Source organism: Clostridium sp. AM28-20LB, from assembly GCF_003480665.1.
In the GTDB taxonomy this organism is placed as follows: domain Bacteria; phylum Bacillota; class Clostridia; order Lachnospirales; family Lachnospiraceae; genus Otoolea; species Otoolea fessa.
Genome location: NZ_QUJN01000002.1, coordinates 270,684 through 287,205, shown reverse-complemented (window position 1 = coordinate 287,205; position 16,522 = coordinate 270,684). Strand labels below are relative to the sequence as shown.

Annotated in this window: 13 protein-coding genes and 1 riboswitch; of the genes, 2 read left to right on the top strand and 11 right to left on the bottom strand. The window is 50.4% G+C overall.

The genetic code is table 11. From position 1 onward, the window contains the following. Nucleotides 1–50 precede the first annotated feature (50 nt). Together rpsJ and DW739_RS06055 are read right to left on the bottom strand one after the other, a co-directional pair. Nucleotides 51–368: a 30S ribosomal protein S10 gene (gene rpsJ / locus DW739_RS06060; RefSeq protein ID WP_022360576.1), complete on the bottom strand. Its 318-nt coding sequence runs from the start codon at nt 366–368 to the stop codon at nt 51–53. Nucleotides 369–791: 423 nt separating this feature from the next. Further along, complete coding sequence (locus tag DW739_RS06055; protein ID WP_118742804.1) at nt 792–2,180, bottom strand: cell wall-binding protein; 1,389 nt, start codon at nt 2,178–2,180, stop codon at nt 792–794. 556 nt (nt 2,181–2,736) lie between these two features. On the opposite strand from DW739_RS06055, the gene DW739_RS06050 reads away from it, so the two are divergent. Then, nucleotides 2,737–3,603 carry a class I SAM-dependent methyltransferase gene (locus tag DW739_RS06050; RefSeq protein WP_117796499.1) on the top strand — a complete coding sequence of 289 codons (867 nt, stop codon included), beginning with the start codon at nt 2,737–2,739 and terminating at the stop codon, nt 3,601–3,603. A gap of 46 nt (nt 3,604–3,649) precedes the next feature. Here DW739_RS06050 and DW739_RS06045 read toward each other — a convergent pair whose 3' ends face one another. The 8 genes from DW739_RS06045 to DW739_RS06010 form a co-directional block, all read right to left on the bottom strand. Then, on the bottom strand, nt 3,650–4,444 hold the full coding sequence (locus tag DW739_RS06045) for a creatininase family protein (protein ID WP_107000797.1): 795 nt from the start codon (nt 4,442–4,444) through the stop codon (nt 3,650–3,652). Nucleotides 4,445–4,627: 183 nt separating this feature from the next. Beyond that, nucleotides 4,628–5,239: an ECF transporter S component gene (locus tag DW739_RS06040; RefSeq protein ID WP_022360580.1), complete on the bottom strand. Its 612-nt coding sequence runs from the start codon at nt 5,237–5,239 to the stop codon at nt 4,628–4,630. Nucleotides 5,240–5,420: 181 nt separating this feature from the next. Beyond that, a riboswitch (FMN riboswitch) is annotated at nt 5,421–5,538 on the bottom strand. Between the two features lie 130 nt (nt 5,539–5,668). Next, nucleotides 5,669–6,850, bottom strand: a complete 1,182-nt coding sequence (locus tag DW739_RS06035) for a S8 family peptidase (RefSeq protein ID WP_243023741.1) — start codon at nt 6,848–6,850, stop codon at nt 5,669–5,671. Nucleotides 6,851–6,878: 28 nt separating this feature from the next. Then, a complete protein-coding gene (locus tag DW739_RS06030) occupies nt 6,879–8,900 on the bottom strand; it encodes an alpha amylase C-terminal domain-containing protein (protein ID WP_243023740.1) in 2,022 nt (673 codons plus the stop codon). Between the two features lie 48 nt (nt 8,901–8,948). Next, nucleotides 8,949–10,817: an ABC-F family ATP-binding cassette domain-containing protein gene (locus DW739_RS06025; RefSeq protein WP_118742803.1), complete on the bottom strand. Its 1,869-nt coding sequence runs from the start codon at nt 10,815–10,817 to the stop codon at nt 8,949–8,951. Further along, on the bottom strand, nt 10,814–11,584 hold the full coding sequence (locus tag DW739_RS06020) for an exodeoxyribonuclease III (protein WP_107000799.1): 771 nt from the start codon (nt 11,582–11,584) through the stop codon (nt 10,814–10,816). Before DW739_RS06020 ends, DW739_RS06025 begins: the two co-directional genes overlap by 4 nt. Before the next feature lie 275 nt (nt 11,585–11,859). Further along, a complete protein-coding gene (locus DW739_RS06015; protein ID WP_117796583.1) occupies nt 11,860–13,050 on the bottom strand; it encodes a dicarboxylate/amino acid:cation symporter in 1,191 nt (396 codons plus the stop codon). 36 nt (nt 13,051–13,086) lie between these two features. Continuing rightward, nucleotides 13,087–14,013: a sugar phosphate nucleotidyltransferase gene (locus DW739_RS06010; RefSeq protein ID WP_107001017.1), complete on the bottom strand. Its 927-nt coding sequence runs from the start codon at nt 14,011–14,013 to the stop codon at nt 13,087–13,089. A 288-nt stretch (nt 14,014–14,301) separates the two neighbouring features. Here DW739_RS06010 and DW739_RS06005 point away from each other — a divergent pair, with 288 nt between their 5' ends. After that, nucleotides 14,302–14,664, top strand: a complete 363-nt coding sequence (locus DW739_RS06005; RefSeq protein WP_022360587.1) for a helix-turn-helix transcriptional regulator — start codon at nt 14,302–14,304, stop codon at nt 14,662–14,664. A 126-nt stretch (nt 14,665–14,790) separates the two neighbouring features. Here the strand turns inward: DW739_RS06005 and DW739_RS06000 are convergent, their stop codons facing one another. After that, nucleotides 14,791–16,428 (bottom strand): ATP-binding cassette domain-containing protein, encoded by a 1,638-nt coding sequence (locus tag DW739_RS06000; RefSeq protein WP_022360588.1) that lies wholly within the window; start codon nt 16,426–16,428, stop codon nt 14,791–14,793. Between the last annotated feature and the right edge of the window lie 94 nt (nt 16,429–16,522).

Genomic DNA, 16,522 nt, shown 5'->3' with positions numbered 1-16,522 from the left:
ATCCTAGAACTGTCCAGATGTCTCTATCTAAACTAGTATAGGATTCTTAATTATTTGTTTTTCATCTTTACGTTGATGGACACGCCAGCCGGCATTTCCAGTCTCTGCAGTGCATCAACTGTCTTCTGGCTCGGAGCAATGATATCGATGAGTCTCTTATGAGTTCTCTGCTCGAACTGCTCTCTGGAATCTTTGTACTTATGAACTGCTCGCAGAATGGTTACTACCTCTTTCTTAGTTGGCAGCGGCACCGGTCCACTCACCTTTGATCCGTTTTTCTTTACAGTCTCAATGATTTTTGCAGCGGATGTATCTACCAGCTGATGATCATAAGCTTTCAGTGTGATTCTCATTACTTGACTTGCCATAAAAAAAGTCGCCTCCTTTTCGTACTATTAAGCACGACAAGCGGTGACTGTACACATACCCGTGTGTGTCCTCGCAGTCCACACACCAAATCCGTCATTTGTCTTCAGGATACTCTATTCTTGTACAGTGACTTGTCGCCAGTTTCCTAACTTGACATTCGCTCCGCGGAATAACCTGCTTATCATAAGCAGCAACCTCTCGTTTCATCGCTATCATGCCACAGCTTCGTTATAATAACACAGCTTTCTGGGAAATGCAAGTGTTTTTTTAAGAAAAAATCTATATTTTTCAAGAAAAAACAGGAGTTTCTTCTTCCGGTGGGTAATTACACCTTTTATATAGAAGAAACTCCTGTTTATCCACAAGAATATATTTCCATGCAGAAATTTTATCTCAGTCGAGAAGACTCCCAGCTTTTTTAATTAATCCTCCCAATACGTCGGTTCCACCGGGGTTCTAGCCTCGTCGCTGCCATCGTCGCTTGTGCCGTCCACCTCTGTGACAACACCCGCAGAGCTTGTCTTAAACTTTGTGCCGTTCGCATCCTTCACGGTGCTGGATTTCACTACCTTGCCGCTCGTCGTTACCAGATAGTTTTTGTCATTGACTTCAATGACTTCATACTTGGTACCGCTGTCTGCCTTCTGAAGCTTACCCATGTAGTACAGGAATCCATCCTCCACACCTGAGTAGCCGCGTCCAGCCTTGTTGCCGCTGTCAGTGAAATAGAACTGCCCGGTCGTTCCGTCGCCCTCTACTACATTTCCCTTGCCTTTTACGACTGAGCTGGTCGCCTTGTCCGCGCCGAAGAAATAGCAGGCATACTGACCGCTCGTTCCTACCTCCAGACGTCTCAGACCATAGACCGGGTTGCCCTTCTCATTAAATAAGTAGGTAATATTGTTGATGCGGACCAGGTTGCTCGTCGAAGCGTCAGAAATCTTCGGACCCACCTTCGGCTCGCCGTTGCTTGAAAAATAATACCACTGTACATCGCTGCCGAGATCCAGATTGTAATCATCCTCCTCCGGCGGAGTCGTGGAGAGCCAGCCAGTCTGTACCTGACCGTTGCTCTGATAATAACGGTAATTTTCAAATCCAGAGGAATTTCCCATATCGACCCAGCCGGTCTGCATCGCTCCGTTTTCGTCGAAGCAGTAGTAGGTTCCGTCAATCTTATATTGTTTATATTTGGCACTGCCTAAAGAAGGCACATATTTCTTTCCCGAACTCTGAAAGTAGTACCAATGATGATCCTCATCGTCGTCGCCGGGTTTCACTTCATCATCGTCCTTTTTGGTATCATCCGGATCTTCCAGATATGCCCAGCCGATCTGCATGACACCATCTGCATTCGTGTAGTAGGTGTCATCATCCACCCAGCCCGTCTGCATCGCTCCATCACCGTCGAAGTAATAGTACTTGCCTCCGATCTTGGACCAGCCGTCGGATACCATCTTTCCGCTGGTGGAGAAATAGTACCAGACCGTCGTAGCGGAAGTCTCGTTCCATGCCGGATTGCGCTTCGGCAGTTTCAGCCACTTGTCAGTCGCCATGATGCCGGTACTCTCGACAAAGTATTCGTCGTCCACCCAGCAGTTCGACGCGATGTTGCCCTGGGAATCGAGATAGCGCCAGAGATTGTCTGCTCCCTTCTTCCAGGTATTCGTCACCTTGTTGCCATTGTTGTCCACATATATCCAGCTGTTTCCAGACTGCTGCCAGCCTTCTGCCGCGTAAGATGTCAGGGTCGCCGCCCCTATCATCAGCGCTGCGGAAAGGACGCAGACTGCCAGTTTCTGTTTCTTCATATACAAGCCCTCCCAGTTCACGATTGATAACGTCTATTCTCCCACCTGCTGCGCATTCGCACACTTCCCGTCGTGTGGAGACTGCATCAGATGCTTATAACGCCTTGTTTTGTTCCAGATACGTGCAATCTATCTTTTACCTAATATACATTTTAACAGGAGATGTAGGAATCTTCAAGGAGATTTATCTTTCAATTTATTTACTTTTTTTTGGCAGGAAGCCGTTCAAAAGGTTTGACACGCCAATCAATGACCGATATAATTAGGTATGCATTTCAACTGAACCGTTTTTCCGGTCAGACAGACTGCGTTTATGGTTACTGTGCACGCATCGTGCCCAGTAACGGAATTTGCCGTGGCTTCGCATTTAAATACGGCAAATTCCTGCTGTCACCACGTTTTCTTACGGCACTTTCGGTTCCAAAAGTGCCTACCCGGGAACAGTAACCATTTATGCCATTTGGATGGAAATGGCTTATGGATAACACCGATTATAAAGGCGGCAGATACCCTTTTCCGGGGTTTGCGCCTCATTTTTTTGAAAGGATAAAATTTTATGTGGATTGCAGATGGATGGAACGATTATGAAGTGATTGACTGCTCCGAAGGAGAGAAACTGGAGCGGTGGGGCGACTATCTTCTGGTTCGCCCGGACCCGCAGGTTATCTGGAACACCCCCAAGACACACCGCGGCTGGAAAAAGATGAACGGACACTACCACAGAAGCTCCAAGGGCGGCGGCGAATGGGAATTTTTCGACCTGCCGGAGCAGTGGTCGATCCATTACAAAGAACTGACCTTTAACTTAAAACCGTTCAGCTTCAAGCACACAGGTCTCTTCCCGGAGCAGGCGGCAAACTGGGACTGGTTCGGTGACCGCATCCGCAATGCCGGACGCCCAATCAAGGTTTTAAACCTCTTTGCCTACACAGGCGGCGCTACCCTGGCGGCAGCCGCAGCCGGCGCCAGCGTGACCCATGTGGACGCCTCCAAGGGCATGGTAGCCTGGGCGAAGGAAAACTCCCGTTCCTCCGGGCTGGAAAATGCACCCATCCGCTGGATCGTCGATGACTGTGTGAAATTTGTTGAGCGTGAGATCCGCCGCGGCAACCATTACGACGGAATCATCATGGACCCGCCGTCCTACGGTCGCGGACCGAAAGGCGAGATCTGGAAGATCGAAACTTCGATTTACCCGTTCGTGCAGCTCTGTACGAAACTGTTATCGGACAACCCGCTCTTCTTCCTCATCAACTCCTACACCACCGGGCTGGCGCCGTCCGTCCTGACCTATATGCTCTCAACCGAAGTTGCCTCCACCCACGGCGGCACAGTGAAATCGGACGAGCTGGGACTTCCGGTTACCCGCACCGGACTGGTATTACCATGCGGTGCATCCGGACGCTGGGAATCTGGTAAATAACACTGGTATTCGGATGACATAGACACCCCATTTTTAAGTTTGATTCCTATTCATTCCAATCCCGGATATCTAACAGCCCCGGGACCAGTTCCCGTGCACTCGTCTCTAATATAATTCGCCCCTTCTCGGCGCTTGCACCAGACGGATCTCCTCCAATTCCAATCGGCGATCCGTCTTTTGTTTTCCAGTCCTCCGACACCCAGCCGATCGAAACCGGACCGTATGGCTTCAGGGCGCGGGTCTTCTCAAACGCCGTCGGCTCTCCCGCTTCCGAAAGTTCCAGCTTCACAAGACTCTCATCGACCGCCATTACCATCGATGTCTCCATCTCTCCACCGTGGAAATCCCAGATATTCCCCTTTGAAATCGTTGCTTTTACATCCGGATGACCAAATGCCCCCGATGAAAGGATAAACGGTGCAATCCCCAGCTCACTCCGAAGTTCCCGGCTTAAAACCTGCGCAATCGGCGCATTCCCACCATGGCATACCAAAAAAGCCAGCTTCTTAAAACCGTGATGCGCCAGGCTGACGCATATATCATATAAGAGATGATAGTAAGTGTCCGGCCGGACTGTGACCGAACCGCAGAAATTCTTATGCTCTGTACTTAAGCCCACCGGAATCACCGGAAACAGCAGCATCGGGAAGTCTTCTTCCCCCTCTGCCTCCAGTGCCTTTTTGATCTCCTGACTCATCGCCTCCGCGATAATATCATCCGTTCCCAGTGGTGCCTGATTGCCGTGCTGTTCCAGAGCCCCGAGCGGAATCAGGACAATCGTGTTCTCACGGTCCACCTGCTCCATTTCCCATCTTGTCAAATCTCTATAGTTACGTATCATAGTATCTCCTCCTCTTATAAAAACAGATATGGCTTTGCACGTTCCATCAAACAAAAAAGGATTGTCCGGGATTCTTCCCCCAGGCAGCTTTCCCAGCGGTTTCCCGACAATCCTTTCTATGAAATGGTTCTGCCGTTTCACAGCAAACAGCCAAATCCGTCAAACCATTCCTCTTATTTCATTTTATACTGCTTTCGGCACAATCTTCGCCGCACGCAGGCGTACAAACAAAAGCTGTCCAACGATATAGTTGAGTCCCACTTTCAATACGTTGAATGGGATCGTCGCCAGAATGATAAATCCATTCAGGTCTTTGATCGCCGGGTTGACCGACGCTACCATGCGGATCACTTCATCCAGCGGCAGGCTCATCGCTTTCGCATATAACGGAAGCGTAATGTTCGCATTGATAAAGCATGCACACGCGGTGCGGATCACGATACTGAGCAGAAGTGCTTCTACAGCTGCCTTACGGTTAGCGCCCAGCTTCTGATAGAGGAACCACAGCGGCCATACGAACAGGAACGCCGCAATCAGGTTTGCCAGCTCACCGACGTACATCGTGTTAGTTCCGACAGTAATCAGCTTGATTAACAGCTTGATGACTTCTACACAGATACCGGATACCGGTCCCATCAGAAACACGGCAATCACAGACGGTACATCACTGAAATCCACCTTATAAAACGGCGGCATCATCGGAACCGAAAATTCCAATGACATCAGCACGCCAGCAACCGCTGCCAGCATCGCCGTATAAATCAATTTTTGAATACTCCATTTTCCTGTCTTCATCTTAAATCTCCTTTCGGTTTTAAAACTCATTTCTCCGAAGGAGGAGTATGAATCAAGTGCCGGACTAACTGCATTTGTAAAACTAAAAAAATCCCAGGTTGTTCGGGACCTGGGATAATAAATCGCAACTTAGCCGATGTACACCAGCCTGCTTACGCTCAAGCGGTACACTCTCTGACTCCTGCCTCTTCTCTCATCCAGACTATACTGTCGGTTTCGGAATCTCACCGAATCGGCCGCCATCGCGGTTCGCGGACTATACCGCCGGTAGGGAATTTCGCCCTGCCCCGAAGAAATCATGGTAATTACTCCGTCTTCATACATATAAACATATGAATCTGCGGGGCAATTATCTCACCCGTTCATGGTATCATATACAAACAAGAATTTCAATATTTTTTTAACAATCTTTCTTTTCGTTTTTCCCATCTACGGCATCGCCGCCCCGGCATCCAGCATACCTCCGGTTGCCACCTTGCCGGACAGACTCTCAAGCGGCCGCGCCGACTGCAGAATACGGTTTCTCACATCCATAAGCGACAGGGACGCATCGCAGGAGTACAGCATTGCCGCCGTTCCGGTCACCATCGGCGCCGCCATCGACGTGCCGCTCATGTAGGCATAGTCATTGCCCGTGATCGTGCTCAGGATATAATTGCCCGGCGCTGCCAGATCCACGCTTCTCACCCCGTAATTGGACGCACGGTCGAGCTGACCGTCAAAGCGCAGGTTTGCCACGGAAATGATATTGTCCAGTTCAAAGCTTGCCGGGTACATCGGCTGCTCATCGATGCTGTAGCCATTGCCGGAGGCGTCGCCGTTTCCAGCCGCCACAATAAACAGCATCCCCGAATCCTTGATCGCCTGATACAGCTCCTCGCTATATTTCATCGTGCCAAAGCTCAGATTGCAGATCGACGCGCCGTTCGCCTGCGCATACCGGATCGCCTTAACCACGTTGCTGACGGTTCCGACACCGGACGATGTTCCAAGCGTCTTGATCACCATGATCTTCACATACGCCGGATCGCAGATTCCAACCGTTCCGACTCCATTTCTCGCCGCCGCGATCGTGCCCGCCGAGTGGGTACCATGATTGTCATCCGCCCCGGTAAATACCTGGGCATTATTATCATAGAAATTCCAGCCGTAAACGTCATCGATATAACCATTTCCGTCATTGTCAATGCCATCGCCCGGAATTTCCCCCGTATTCGTCCAGATCGAACCACTAAGCTCCGGGTGAGTTATGTCAACCCCTGTATCAATCAGCGCCACAATCACCTGACATTTTCCACTTTTCGCGTCATATTTCTTCCATGCCGGGACAATATTCATATCAATCCCTTCCAGAGAACGAACCGTTCCATCTGCTGAGAGCGCCGGGCTGCCGGTAATCGCCCCAATCGCTGCATCCACCGCCGCCGTATGGCTCGGCACCAGACGCAGTTCACCTGTATTTAAAAAAGCCCACTGATAGGAGGCATAGGAATCCGCATAGGGAACCGACTCCCGTGACGGACCCGCCGCATATGCCGGAAGCGCCGCGCTCCCTGCCATCATGGCAGCACACAGGGCGGCTGCCAGCCCTCTAAAAAGTTTCTTTTTCAACTTGCTTTATCCTCTTTCAATTCCGTTCTTACAGTTCGCGCGCTGCCGCAACCACAGTCTCCGCTTCCTTTTCCGGTTCTTTTTTGACATTCTGCCGTTTTACCGATTTTACCACTTTCCCGGCTTTTTTGCCATCCTTTTCGGATGCCGGACCGGAAATTGGCTTAAAGCCGCGAAATACCAGAATACTCCGCGGCGGAACCATATACTGGCGAAGCTCTTCCTGCGGCTCCTGCCCTGCCTCCAGGCTTTCCGGCGGACAGATTCCGTTATTGTCTGCGTCGTCTGTGTTGATGCACAGAGTCCACTGCATTCCCTTCGGAAGTTTCGGAAGATCAAATTCATGCGGCTCCCAGTGCATATTGTAGGCGACAAAGAAATAGTCATCGCTGGTGCCGTCCGCTCTTCGCCCGTACTCGCCGCAGTAGAGAATGCCGAGCTGGCGGCGGAAATTTTCAAACTCCGGGCACCATGTTTTGACGCCGTGGTAGGAAACATCCGGGTGTCCGCAGACGAGGTAATCAATATTTTTCGGCTCCACCGGCAGGTGGAACACTGGATGCGCTTTGCGGAACGCTATCATATATTTTACAAATTCGTAAATATCCCGGTTTGTCTCCAGCTGATGCCAGTTGAGCCAGGAAATCCCATTGTCCTGACAGTAAGCATTATTGTTGCCGTTCTGGGAATTGCCGAACTCATCGCCCGCTAAAAACATCGGCGTTCCCTGGCTCAGAAAGAGCAGCAAAAATGCGTTGCGGAGCTGTTTTTTCCGCATCTGCACAATCTTCTTTTTCCGCGTCGTGCCCTCGACGCCGCAGTTCCACGTATAATTATAATCGCTTCCGTCCCGGTTATTCTCCCCGTTCGCTTCGTTGTGCTTCTGCTCACAGGAAACCATATCCATCATCGTAAAGCCATTTGTCGCCGCCATATAGTTGATCACGCCATACGAGTCCGGATTCCGGCGTGTCTGGTAAATGAGACGGCCGACCTGATCCTCATCGCCCTTTAATACCCGGCGCATATCGATCAAAAATCCTTCATTGTACTCGCCCAGATGCCAGCGGCGCTCCCGCAGCTTCGATGCCGCTGCCGTTTTTGGCACACGCACGCCATCCCAGGAACCAGCTAATAGCTTCGTATCAGCTAACAGCGGATCCGACGCCAGCAGTTCGGCCGGCGCAAACCCGGACAGGTGCACGCCATCCACATGATACTCGTAAACCCAGAAACGAACCGCCTCCTGCGCCAGTGCCGCGCTCTCCTCGCCGGTAAAATAAAGCTCAACCAGCACTTCAATATCATTTTTATGAAATTCTTTCACCAGATCCTTAAATTCCCGCTCTGGTTCTTTCTCTTTCCCAGATGTGTACGAAGCTTTCGGCGCAAACAGATATCCCGCCCCATAGCCCCAGTAATTGAGCCGTCCGGTCGGTGTCCCGGTCGCATACGGATTCCCGTCTGCCCCATCCTCCATCATCACTTCCTGAAATTCATTCGGCATCATTAATTCAACTGCTGTGATACCCAATTCCTTTAAATAGGGAATTTTCTCCGTCAGCGCACGGAACGTTCCCCGCTCCCCGGTGCCGGAAGAAGTATGACGGGTAAATCCACGCACATGCAGCCGGTACAGGATCGTCTCATCATACGGATGTTTCAGCGGCTGATCCATTTCCCAGTCATACGTTTCTTCAGGGAAACGGCAACGCACCGGACGGAGCGCCGCTTTTAAATCGCCCCAGCGCTCATGTCCTGTATAGATGCGCCCGCACGGATCCGGCAGCTCCCCCTGCTCGGTCTCGATCGTGTATTCCAGTCCCGAAAAATCATCACCCGCAAGCTCCATCATCCAGAGATCCCCCACCCGTTCTTCCGGGGAAAATGGGATCCGGACACCCTGTTTTTTACCTGTCTCATAAATTGCCAGACGGCAAAATGTCCCCGGTGCCTCGACGCACAAGTGCATTCCCGTCTCTGTCCGCTTGATTCCCGGTGTAAAATCAGGGGTTCTTATCTTCTGTCTCACGATTTTTTCTGCTTTCACCTGTATCCCCTCCACGTTTTCATACGGCACTTTCGGTTCCAAAAGTGCCTATTTGTGAGCAGCCGCCTGCACTTCTATTTTTTCCGCCAGATCGTTCAGATACATCCAGCGGTCCATCTTTTCTTCCAAAAGAGCTTCTTTTTCCTCTTTTTCCTTTATGATGCCGTTCAGAGCCGTATAATCGCGGGCAGAGTCCTGCATCTGCTGCTCCAGATCCGCGATTGCCTCTTCCAGCGCCGCGATATCATCCTCGATCGTCTCCCACTCTTTCTGCTCCATATAGCTGAATTTGAGCTTTTTCTCGCGCTGGCGACCGCGGTTTTTATCCTTTGCCGTCTCCGCTGCATCTGACGTTCCCGCACCAGAAGCGCCTCCGGTCTTCTGGCCTCTGCCGTGTTCCTGACCGGATTCCTCCATCTCTGCCGCTATGCGTTCCCCACAGGCTGCCTGATAGTCGGTATAGCCGCCCTCATACTGACGGATCGCGCCGCCGCCCTCAAAGGCGAAGATCCGGCGCACTACGCGGTCAAGGAAATACCGGTCATGCGATACCGTAATCACGATCCCCTGGAAATGATCAAGATAATCCTCCAGAATCGTCAGCGTGCCGATATCCAGGTCGTTGGTCGGCTCGTCGAGCAGAAGGACGTTTGGCGCGCCCATCAGGATATGGAGCAGATAGAGTCTGCGCCGCTCGCCGCCCGATAGCTTGCCAATCAGCGTGTACTGCATATGGGACGGGAACAGGAACCGTTCCAACATCTGGGATGCCGATACCAGCCCGTCCGCCGTCCGCACGTACTCTGCCACATTTTTAATGTAGTCGATCACGCGCATCGACTGATCCATATCTTCGTTTTCCTGTGAAAAATAACCCATTTTTACGGTCTGGCCGATGATCGTCTCGCCCGAATCCGGTTTCACCCAGCCGGTAATCATCTTCATCAGCGTCGATTTGCCGCTGCCGTTCGGTCCGATGATGCCGATGCGGTCATCCTTCAAGAAGATATAGGAAAAATCATCGATCAGGAGGCGGTCACCATACGCCTTATGAAGATGGTGTGCCTCGACCGTGGTCCGTCCGAGACGGCTGAAAATCGAGCTCATCTCCACATTTCCATCTACTTTCGGCGCTTCCACCGCACTCAACGCCTCGAAGCGCTGAATACGCCCTTTCTGCTTCGTGCTGCGTGCCTGTGCGCCGCGCCGGATCCACGCCAGCTCCGTCCGCAGGATATTCTGGCGTTTCTGCTCCGAGCTCACCGCCATCGCCTCGCGCTCTGCCTTTAATTCCAGATAGCCCTCATAGCCGGACTGATAACTGTACAGCTTTCCCTTGTCCAGTTCGACGATGCGGTTCGTCACGTTATCAAGGAAATACCGGTCGTGCGTGATCATCAGAAGCGCGCCGCGGAATTTTTTCAGGTACTCTTCCAGCCAGTCCGCCATCGCACTGTCCAGATGGTTCGTCGGCTCGTCTAAAATCAACAGATCCGCCGTCGATAACAGCACCGCTGCGAGGGCAACGCGCTTTCTCTGTCCGCCCGAAAGTGTCTCCACCTTGGCACTATAATCGGTGATTCCAAGCTTATTCAGCATGGATTTCGCATCGCCCTCGAGATCCCAGGCGTGCTCATGCGCCATATTTTCCCGGATCACGCAGTCTAAGACGGTCCGTCCCGCTTCAAACTCCGGATTCTGAGGCAGATAACGGATATAGAGATTTCGTCCCTTTACCACCGTACCCTCATCCGGCTCTTCCAGACCGGCTACAATCTTTAGAAGAGTAGATTTTCCGGTTCCGTTGATGCCGATGAGACCAATCTTATCACCTTCACCGATGGAAAATGCCACGTCATCAAAAAGCAGCCGTTCCGTATATGATTTTTTCAGATGTTCTGCTGTCAGTAAATTCATGTCTCATCCCGATCCTTTATCTGTAATTCTACCGGGCAGTGATCCGAACCCAGTATCTCCGTATGAATCTGTGTGCCCGCCAGCCGGTCCTTCAGGCTCTTGGAAACACAGAAATAATCAATCCGCCACCCAGCATTCTTCTCGCGCGCCTTAAACCGGTACGACCACCAGGAATAAACGCCCTCTTTATCCGGGTAAAAATAGCGGTACGTGTCGATATATCCAGAGTCCAGAAGCTCCGTAAACTTGCTTCTCTCCTCATCCGTAAATCCGGCATTTTTCCGGTTCGTCTTTGGATTTTTCAGGTCAATCTCCGTGTGTGCCACATTCAGATCCCCACAGAAAATAACCGGCTTTTTCTCCTCCAGCTTCTTCAAAAACTGGCGGAAATCATCCTCCCACTGCATCCGGTACGGAAGTCTCGCCAACTCATTCTGGGAGTTCGGCGTATAGCAGGTCACCACATAATAATCCGGGTACTCCGCCGTAATGACGCGCCCTTCATGATCGTGCTTCTCAATGCCAAGACCGTAGCTCACGCTAATCGGCTCCTCCTTCGAAAATAACGCCGTTCCTGAATATCCCTTCTTCTCCGCATAGCTCCAATACTGATAATACCCCGGAAGCTCCAGATCAATCTGCCCTTCCTGCAGCTTACTCTCCTGAATACAGAAAATATCCGCATCCAGCTCATGGAATACATCCAGAAATCCCTTTCCCACACACGCCCGCAAGCCGTTTACGTTCCAGGAAATCATTTTTTTCATTCTATCTCTCCTTTTTATCAAATAAGGTTTTTCCGATACATAAAAAGACAGCAGGCAGGTGGCAGACGCTCCGAAACTGGTCTGTGGATGCAGAGCAGGCTTTCGCCTATCAGTTGTACGCATCTTGAACACGCTTGTCCGAATGGGGCGGACGCAAGTCCGACACAGACGAACAAGTGTAGTGAAAGCAAGCGAACAACGATAGTGCGAAGAGCCAGCGGCGCATTCACAGACCTGTTTCGGGGCGGCTGCTGCCTGCCCCACCTCTCTCATTTTTATAAATCTACGTGTAAATCCTGATGTTTAATCCCATGTTTCTCCACATATCCCGTCAGCATCAGGGTCAGCGCGCCATCGCCCGTTACGTTGCAGGCAGTACCAAAACTGTCCTGAAGCGCAAAGATCGTCAGCATCAGCGCCGTTCCGGTCGCATCGAAACCGAGGACACCGGTGATCAGTCCCAGGGATGCCATAACCGTACCGCCCGGAACACCCGGTGCACCTACGGCAAATACACCTAAAAGAACACAGAACAGAACCATCGTCATCATATCCGGGAGGGCGCCGTACAAAATCTTGGATACCGTCATGACAAAGAATACCTCGGTCAGAACCGAACCGCACAGATGGATATTCGCAAACAGCGGAATACCGAAATCAACCATATCGTCACGAAGCGGCTCTGCCTTTTTGGCACAGCTGAGCGCCACTGCCAGGGTCGCCGCAGAAGACATCGTACCGACTGCCGTCAGATATGCCGGACCATAATGCTTGATAACGCCTCTCGGGTCACGGCCAGAGTAAATACCAGCCAGTGTATACAGCAGCGCCATCCAGATATAGTGGCCTGCCATAACAATCAGGATAACCGAAATGAAGATCGGAGCCTGTTTTGTGATGGTTCCCTCATATGCCAGGGAACAGAACGTAAATGCGATGTAAACCGGAAGAATCGGAATGACAATCTTCTGTACAATCTCCAGAACGATCTTCTGGAACTCGTCTAAGAGTTTCGTTACCGTCACCGCCTTGGTCCAGGTCGCTGCCAGACCAATCATAACGGAAAATACCAGCGCACTCATGACGCCCATGATCGGCGGAATGTCCAGTTTAAAGACAACCTCCGGCAGGCTGCGCAGTCCATCGACTGCCGACTGAATCGACATATGCGGAATCAACGTATATCCGGCTGCCATCGAAAACAGCGCCGCGCCAAGAGACGATGTATACGCCAGAATCAGCGCTACTCCAAGCAATCTGGAGGCATTCTTTCCAAGCTTCGTGATCGACGGGGCAATAAAGCCGATGACGATCAGCGGTACACAGAACGAAATAATCTGCCCAAAAATATAATTCAACGTCACAACGAGATTCATAAAACTTTCATTTGCTATAAGACCGGCAATAATACCGATCGCTACACCCAGCACCAGCCGAAACGGCAGGCTTTTCATCAACTTGCTCATACCCATTTTTCCTTCCTAATACCTATCTCTTCATTCTTACTCTTCCCAAAGTTTTTTCGGATACAGACCGCCGTCCTTCATCCCCTGGATCGCGTCTGTCACCATCTTCTTATCTTCCTTGTAGGTCACGCCGTACCAGCGGTCCACGCTCTTTAACACGGTCACCTCGGCTTTCCCCTCTTTCAGAAGTTCATCCACCACAAACGGGAGGAAATACTCACATTTGAGTGGATTTACCGACAGATTTTTCTCCAAAAATGGAACAAAACGCGCCTTTAACTCCTTTAAGATGCTGGAAGTAAAGCCCCAGAGGTTCATCGATACAAGCGTATCCTCCCCCAGCTGCTCCCAGGTTGCGCCGTCATCCTCGGTATATTCCGCCTGATCGCCGTGCTTCTCGATGCGCGTTCTCTCGTGGATATCTGCCAGATGTCCATCCGCATCCACCGTACAGACGCCGCGCGCCACATGCCCATTTTCCGTCAATGTGTTGTAGAGATGATAGGCAACCATCGCATACTGATATTTGTCATCATCACCGCAGGATGCCAGACGATCATAGATCGCCTTGAATGCCGATTTTCCATAGTAATCATCCGCGTTGATCACCGCAAACGGTCCGTCGATCACCTCGCTGCAGCAGAGAATCGCATGACCGGTTCCCCACGGTTTGACGCGTCCCTCCGGAACCTCAAACCCATCCGGAAGACGGTCATTTTCCTGATACACATACTCCACCTGCACGTGCTTTTCCATGCGGTTTCCGATATGTTCCTTAAACTCTTTCTCAATCGATTTCTTGATAATAAATACGACCTTTTCGAATCCAGCCTCGACTGCGTCGAAGATCGAAAAATCGATGATCAGATCTCCTTCCCGATCGACCGGATCAATCTGCTTCAAGCCGCCGTACCGGCTGCCCATACCAGCCGCCATGATCACCAGAACTGGCTTCTGACTCATGAAAATTGTCCTCGCTTTCTGTTTCTTATCCGCAATCCTGCCCGTTTTCATTCAAAGCAGAATTGCCTATTTCCTTTTATTTTAAACTAATTCGGGCAGACTGTAAACAGTAAAACAAAAACCCGGCTGCCGTTTTATTCTATAGAGCGGATATTCTTTTTTTGTTTACATTTTTATAAATGTATTTTTTACTGTTTCTACACCAGTTAATTGTATCTTTTAGTTCTGCGCATACTTGTATGATAGATTGTTTTCACAAATATTTGATGTATGCGGGAGGTGCTTTAAATGATTGCTGCTGGTGACCGGCTCCGTGATTTACGGGAGGACAAAGGAAAAACGCAGGCGGAAATTTCCAGTCTGCTGGGTACAACTCAGCAAATCTATTCCCGCTATGAAACAAACCGGACGGATCTGCCTCTTCGGCATCTGATAAAACTGGCGGATTATTACCAAGTCAGCGCCGATTATATTCTCGGTCGAACCTCCTACCCGAAGAATCCGCCCGAAATGGCGAAACCATTTCTTAAAAATGTCACCTATGGAGAGGTCAATGGGCGTATCTCATCATTCCAGACTTCCACGAAAAAGCAGTTGATCGAATACATCAATTACCTGGTTTATCTGGAATCACGCCATAAGAAGGATTGATCGCGCTAAAAACGGGACATTGACACCATAGATGTGCAAAAGACAGCTCCAGGCATCGCTCACATGCAGCGTCTGGGGCTGTCTTTTATCTTTCGACTTTTGTCTAAATCACTTTGATTCCAGCTCTTAGTCGTCCTCTTCCTCACTATCCGTAACAGTAAATACCTGACGTTTTCTCGCCATCTCATCGTTTGCCAGATACTCATCGTAAGTAGTAATCTTATCGATCAGCTTGCCGTTTACGATTTCCATGATACGGTTTGCGGTCGTCTCAACGATCTGGTGGTCACGGGAGGAGAATAACAGCACGCCCGGGAACTTGATCATACCGTTGTTCAGAGCGGTAATGGACTCCATATCCAGATGGTCGGTCGGCTCGTCCAGAATCAGGACATTGGAACCGGAGATCATCATCTTAGAAAGCATGCAGCGCACCTTCTCACCACCAGAAAGAACGCGGACCTTCTTCACGCCGTCCTCACCGGCAAACAGCATACGTCCTAAGAATCCGCGGACATAGGTCACATCCTTAACCGGAGAGTACTGGGTCAGCCAGTCTACGATCGTGTCGTCGTTATCGAACTCTTTCGAATTGTCCTTCGGGAAATATGCCTGACTGGTGGTCAGACCCCATTTATAGGATCCCTCATCCGGCTCCATCTCGCCGGAAAGAATCTTGAAGAGAACGGTCTTTGCCTGCTCGTTCGGTCCTACAAATGCTACCTTGTCCTCGCGTCCGAGAATGAAGGAAATATTATCAAGAACCTTCACACCATCGATAGTCTTAGACAGGTTCTCTACGCTTAATACCTCATTACCGATCTCACGTTCCGGACGGAAGTCGATATACGGGTACTTACGGCTGGACGGTTTGATCTCATCTAACTCAATCTTCTCCAGAGCACGTTTTCTGGAGGTTGCCTGCTTAGACTTGGAAGCATTGGCAGAAAATCGCTGGATGAACTCCTGCAGCTCCTTGATCTTCTCTTCCTTCTTCTTGTTGGCTTCCTTCATCTGCTTGATCATCAGCTGGCTGGACTCGTACCAGAAATCGTAGTTTCCGGCATAGAGCTGAATCTTGCCATAGTCGATATCTGCGATCTGGGTGCAGACTTTATTTAAGAAGTAACGGTCATGGGATACCACGATAACCGTATTCTCAAAGTTGATCAAGAACTCCTCGAGCCATGCGATCGCATCGAGATCCAAGTGGTTTGTCGGCTCGTCGAGAAGCAGGATGTCCGGGTTTCCGAACAGTGCCTGTGCCAGAAGAACTTTGACCTTCTGGGCACCGGTCAGATCTGCCATCTGTTTGTAGTGGAGATCCGTCTCGATTCCCAGACCATTTAAAAGGTTCGCCGCGTCGGACTCTGCCTCCCAGCCGTTCATCGTGGCGAACTCGCCCTCCAGCTCGGCAGCCTTGACGCCGTCCTCCTCGGAGAAGTCTTCCTTCATGTAGATAGCTTCCTTCTCTTTCATGATCTCGTAGAGTCTCGCATTTCCCATAATAACGGTATCAAGTACCGGATATGCGTCATATTTAAAGTGATCCTGCTGTAAGAATGAAAGTCTCTGTCCCGGTGTGATGATAACCTCACCATTGGTCGGTTCCAGCTGTCCGGACAGGATTCGTAAAAAGGTAGACTTTCCGGCACCGTTGGCACCGATGAGTCCGTAGCAGTTTCCCTCAATAAATTTAATGCTTACGTCCTCAAATAACGCCTTCTTTCCTACTCGCAGTGTTACATTGCTTGTACTAATCATGGCAATTTCCTTTCATACTGTTCAAATCGTTCATACTCCCCAGGTGCATCTTTGCCCCGGGCGGGTGCAATCCATGTATATTTTACAGGTTTTT

Coding starts and splice junctions, on each gene's coding strand:
- rpsJ (WP_022360576.1), bottom strand. CDS start 368: ATGGCAAGTCAAGTAATGAGAATCACACTGAAAGCTTATGATCATCAG.
- DW739_RS06055 (WP_118742804.1), bottom strand. CDS start 2,180: ATGAAGAAACAGAAACTGGCAGTCTGCGTCCTTTCCGCAGCGCTGATG.
- DW739_RS06050 (WP_117796499.1), top strand. CDS start 2,737: ATGTGGATTGCAGATGGATGGAACGATTATGAAGTGATTGACTGCTCC.
- DW739_RS06045 (WP_107000797.1), bottom strand. CDS start 4,444: ATGATACGTAACTATAGAGATTTGACAAGATGGGAAATGGAGCAGGTG.
- DW739_RS06040 (WP_022360580.1), bottom strand. CDS start 5,239: ATGAAGACAGGAAAATGGAGTATTCAAAAATTGATTTATACGGCGATG.
- DW739_RS06025 (WP_118742803.1), bottom strand. CDS start 10,817: ATGAATTTACTGACAGCAGAACATCTGAAAAAATCATATACGGAACGG.
- DW739_RS06020 (WP_107000799.1), bottom strand. CDS start 11,584: ATGAAAAAAATGATTTCCTGGAACGTAAACGGCTTGCGGGCGTGTGTG.
- DW739_RS06015 (WP_117796583.1), bottom strand. CDS start 13,050: ATGAGCAAGTTGATGAAAAGCCTGCCGTTTCGGCTGGTGCTGGGTGTA.
- DW739_RS06010 (WP_107001017.1), bottom strand. CDS start 14,013: ATGAGTCAGAAGCCAGTTCTGGTGATCATGGCGGCTGGTATGGGCAGC.
- DW739_RS06005 (WP_022360587.1), top strand. CDS start 14,302: ATGATTGCTGCTGGTGACCGGCTCCGTGATTTACGGGAGGACAAAGGA.
- DW739_RS06000 (WP_022360588.1), bottom strand. CDS start 16,428: ATGATTAGTACAAGCAATGTAACACTGCGAGTAGGAAAGAAGGCGTTA.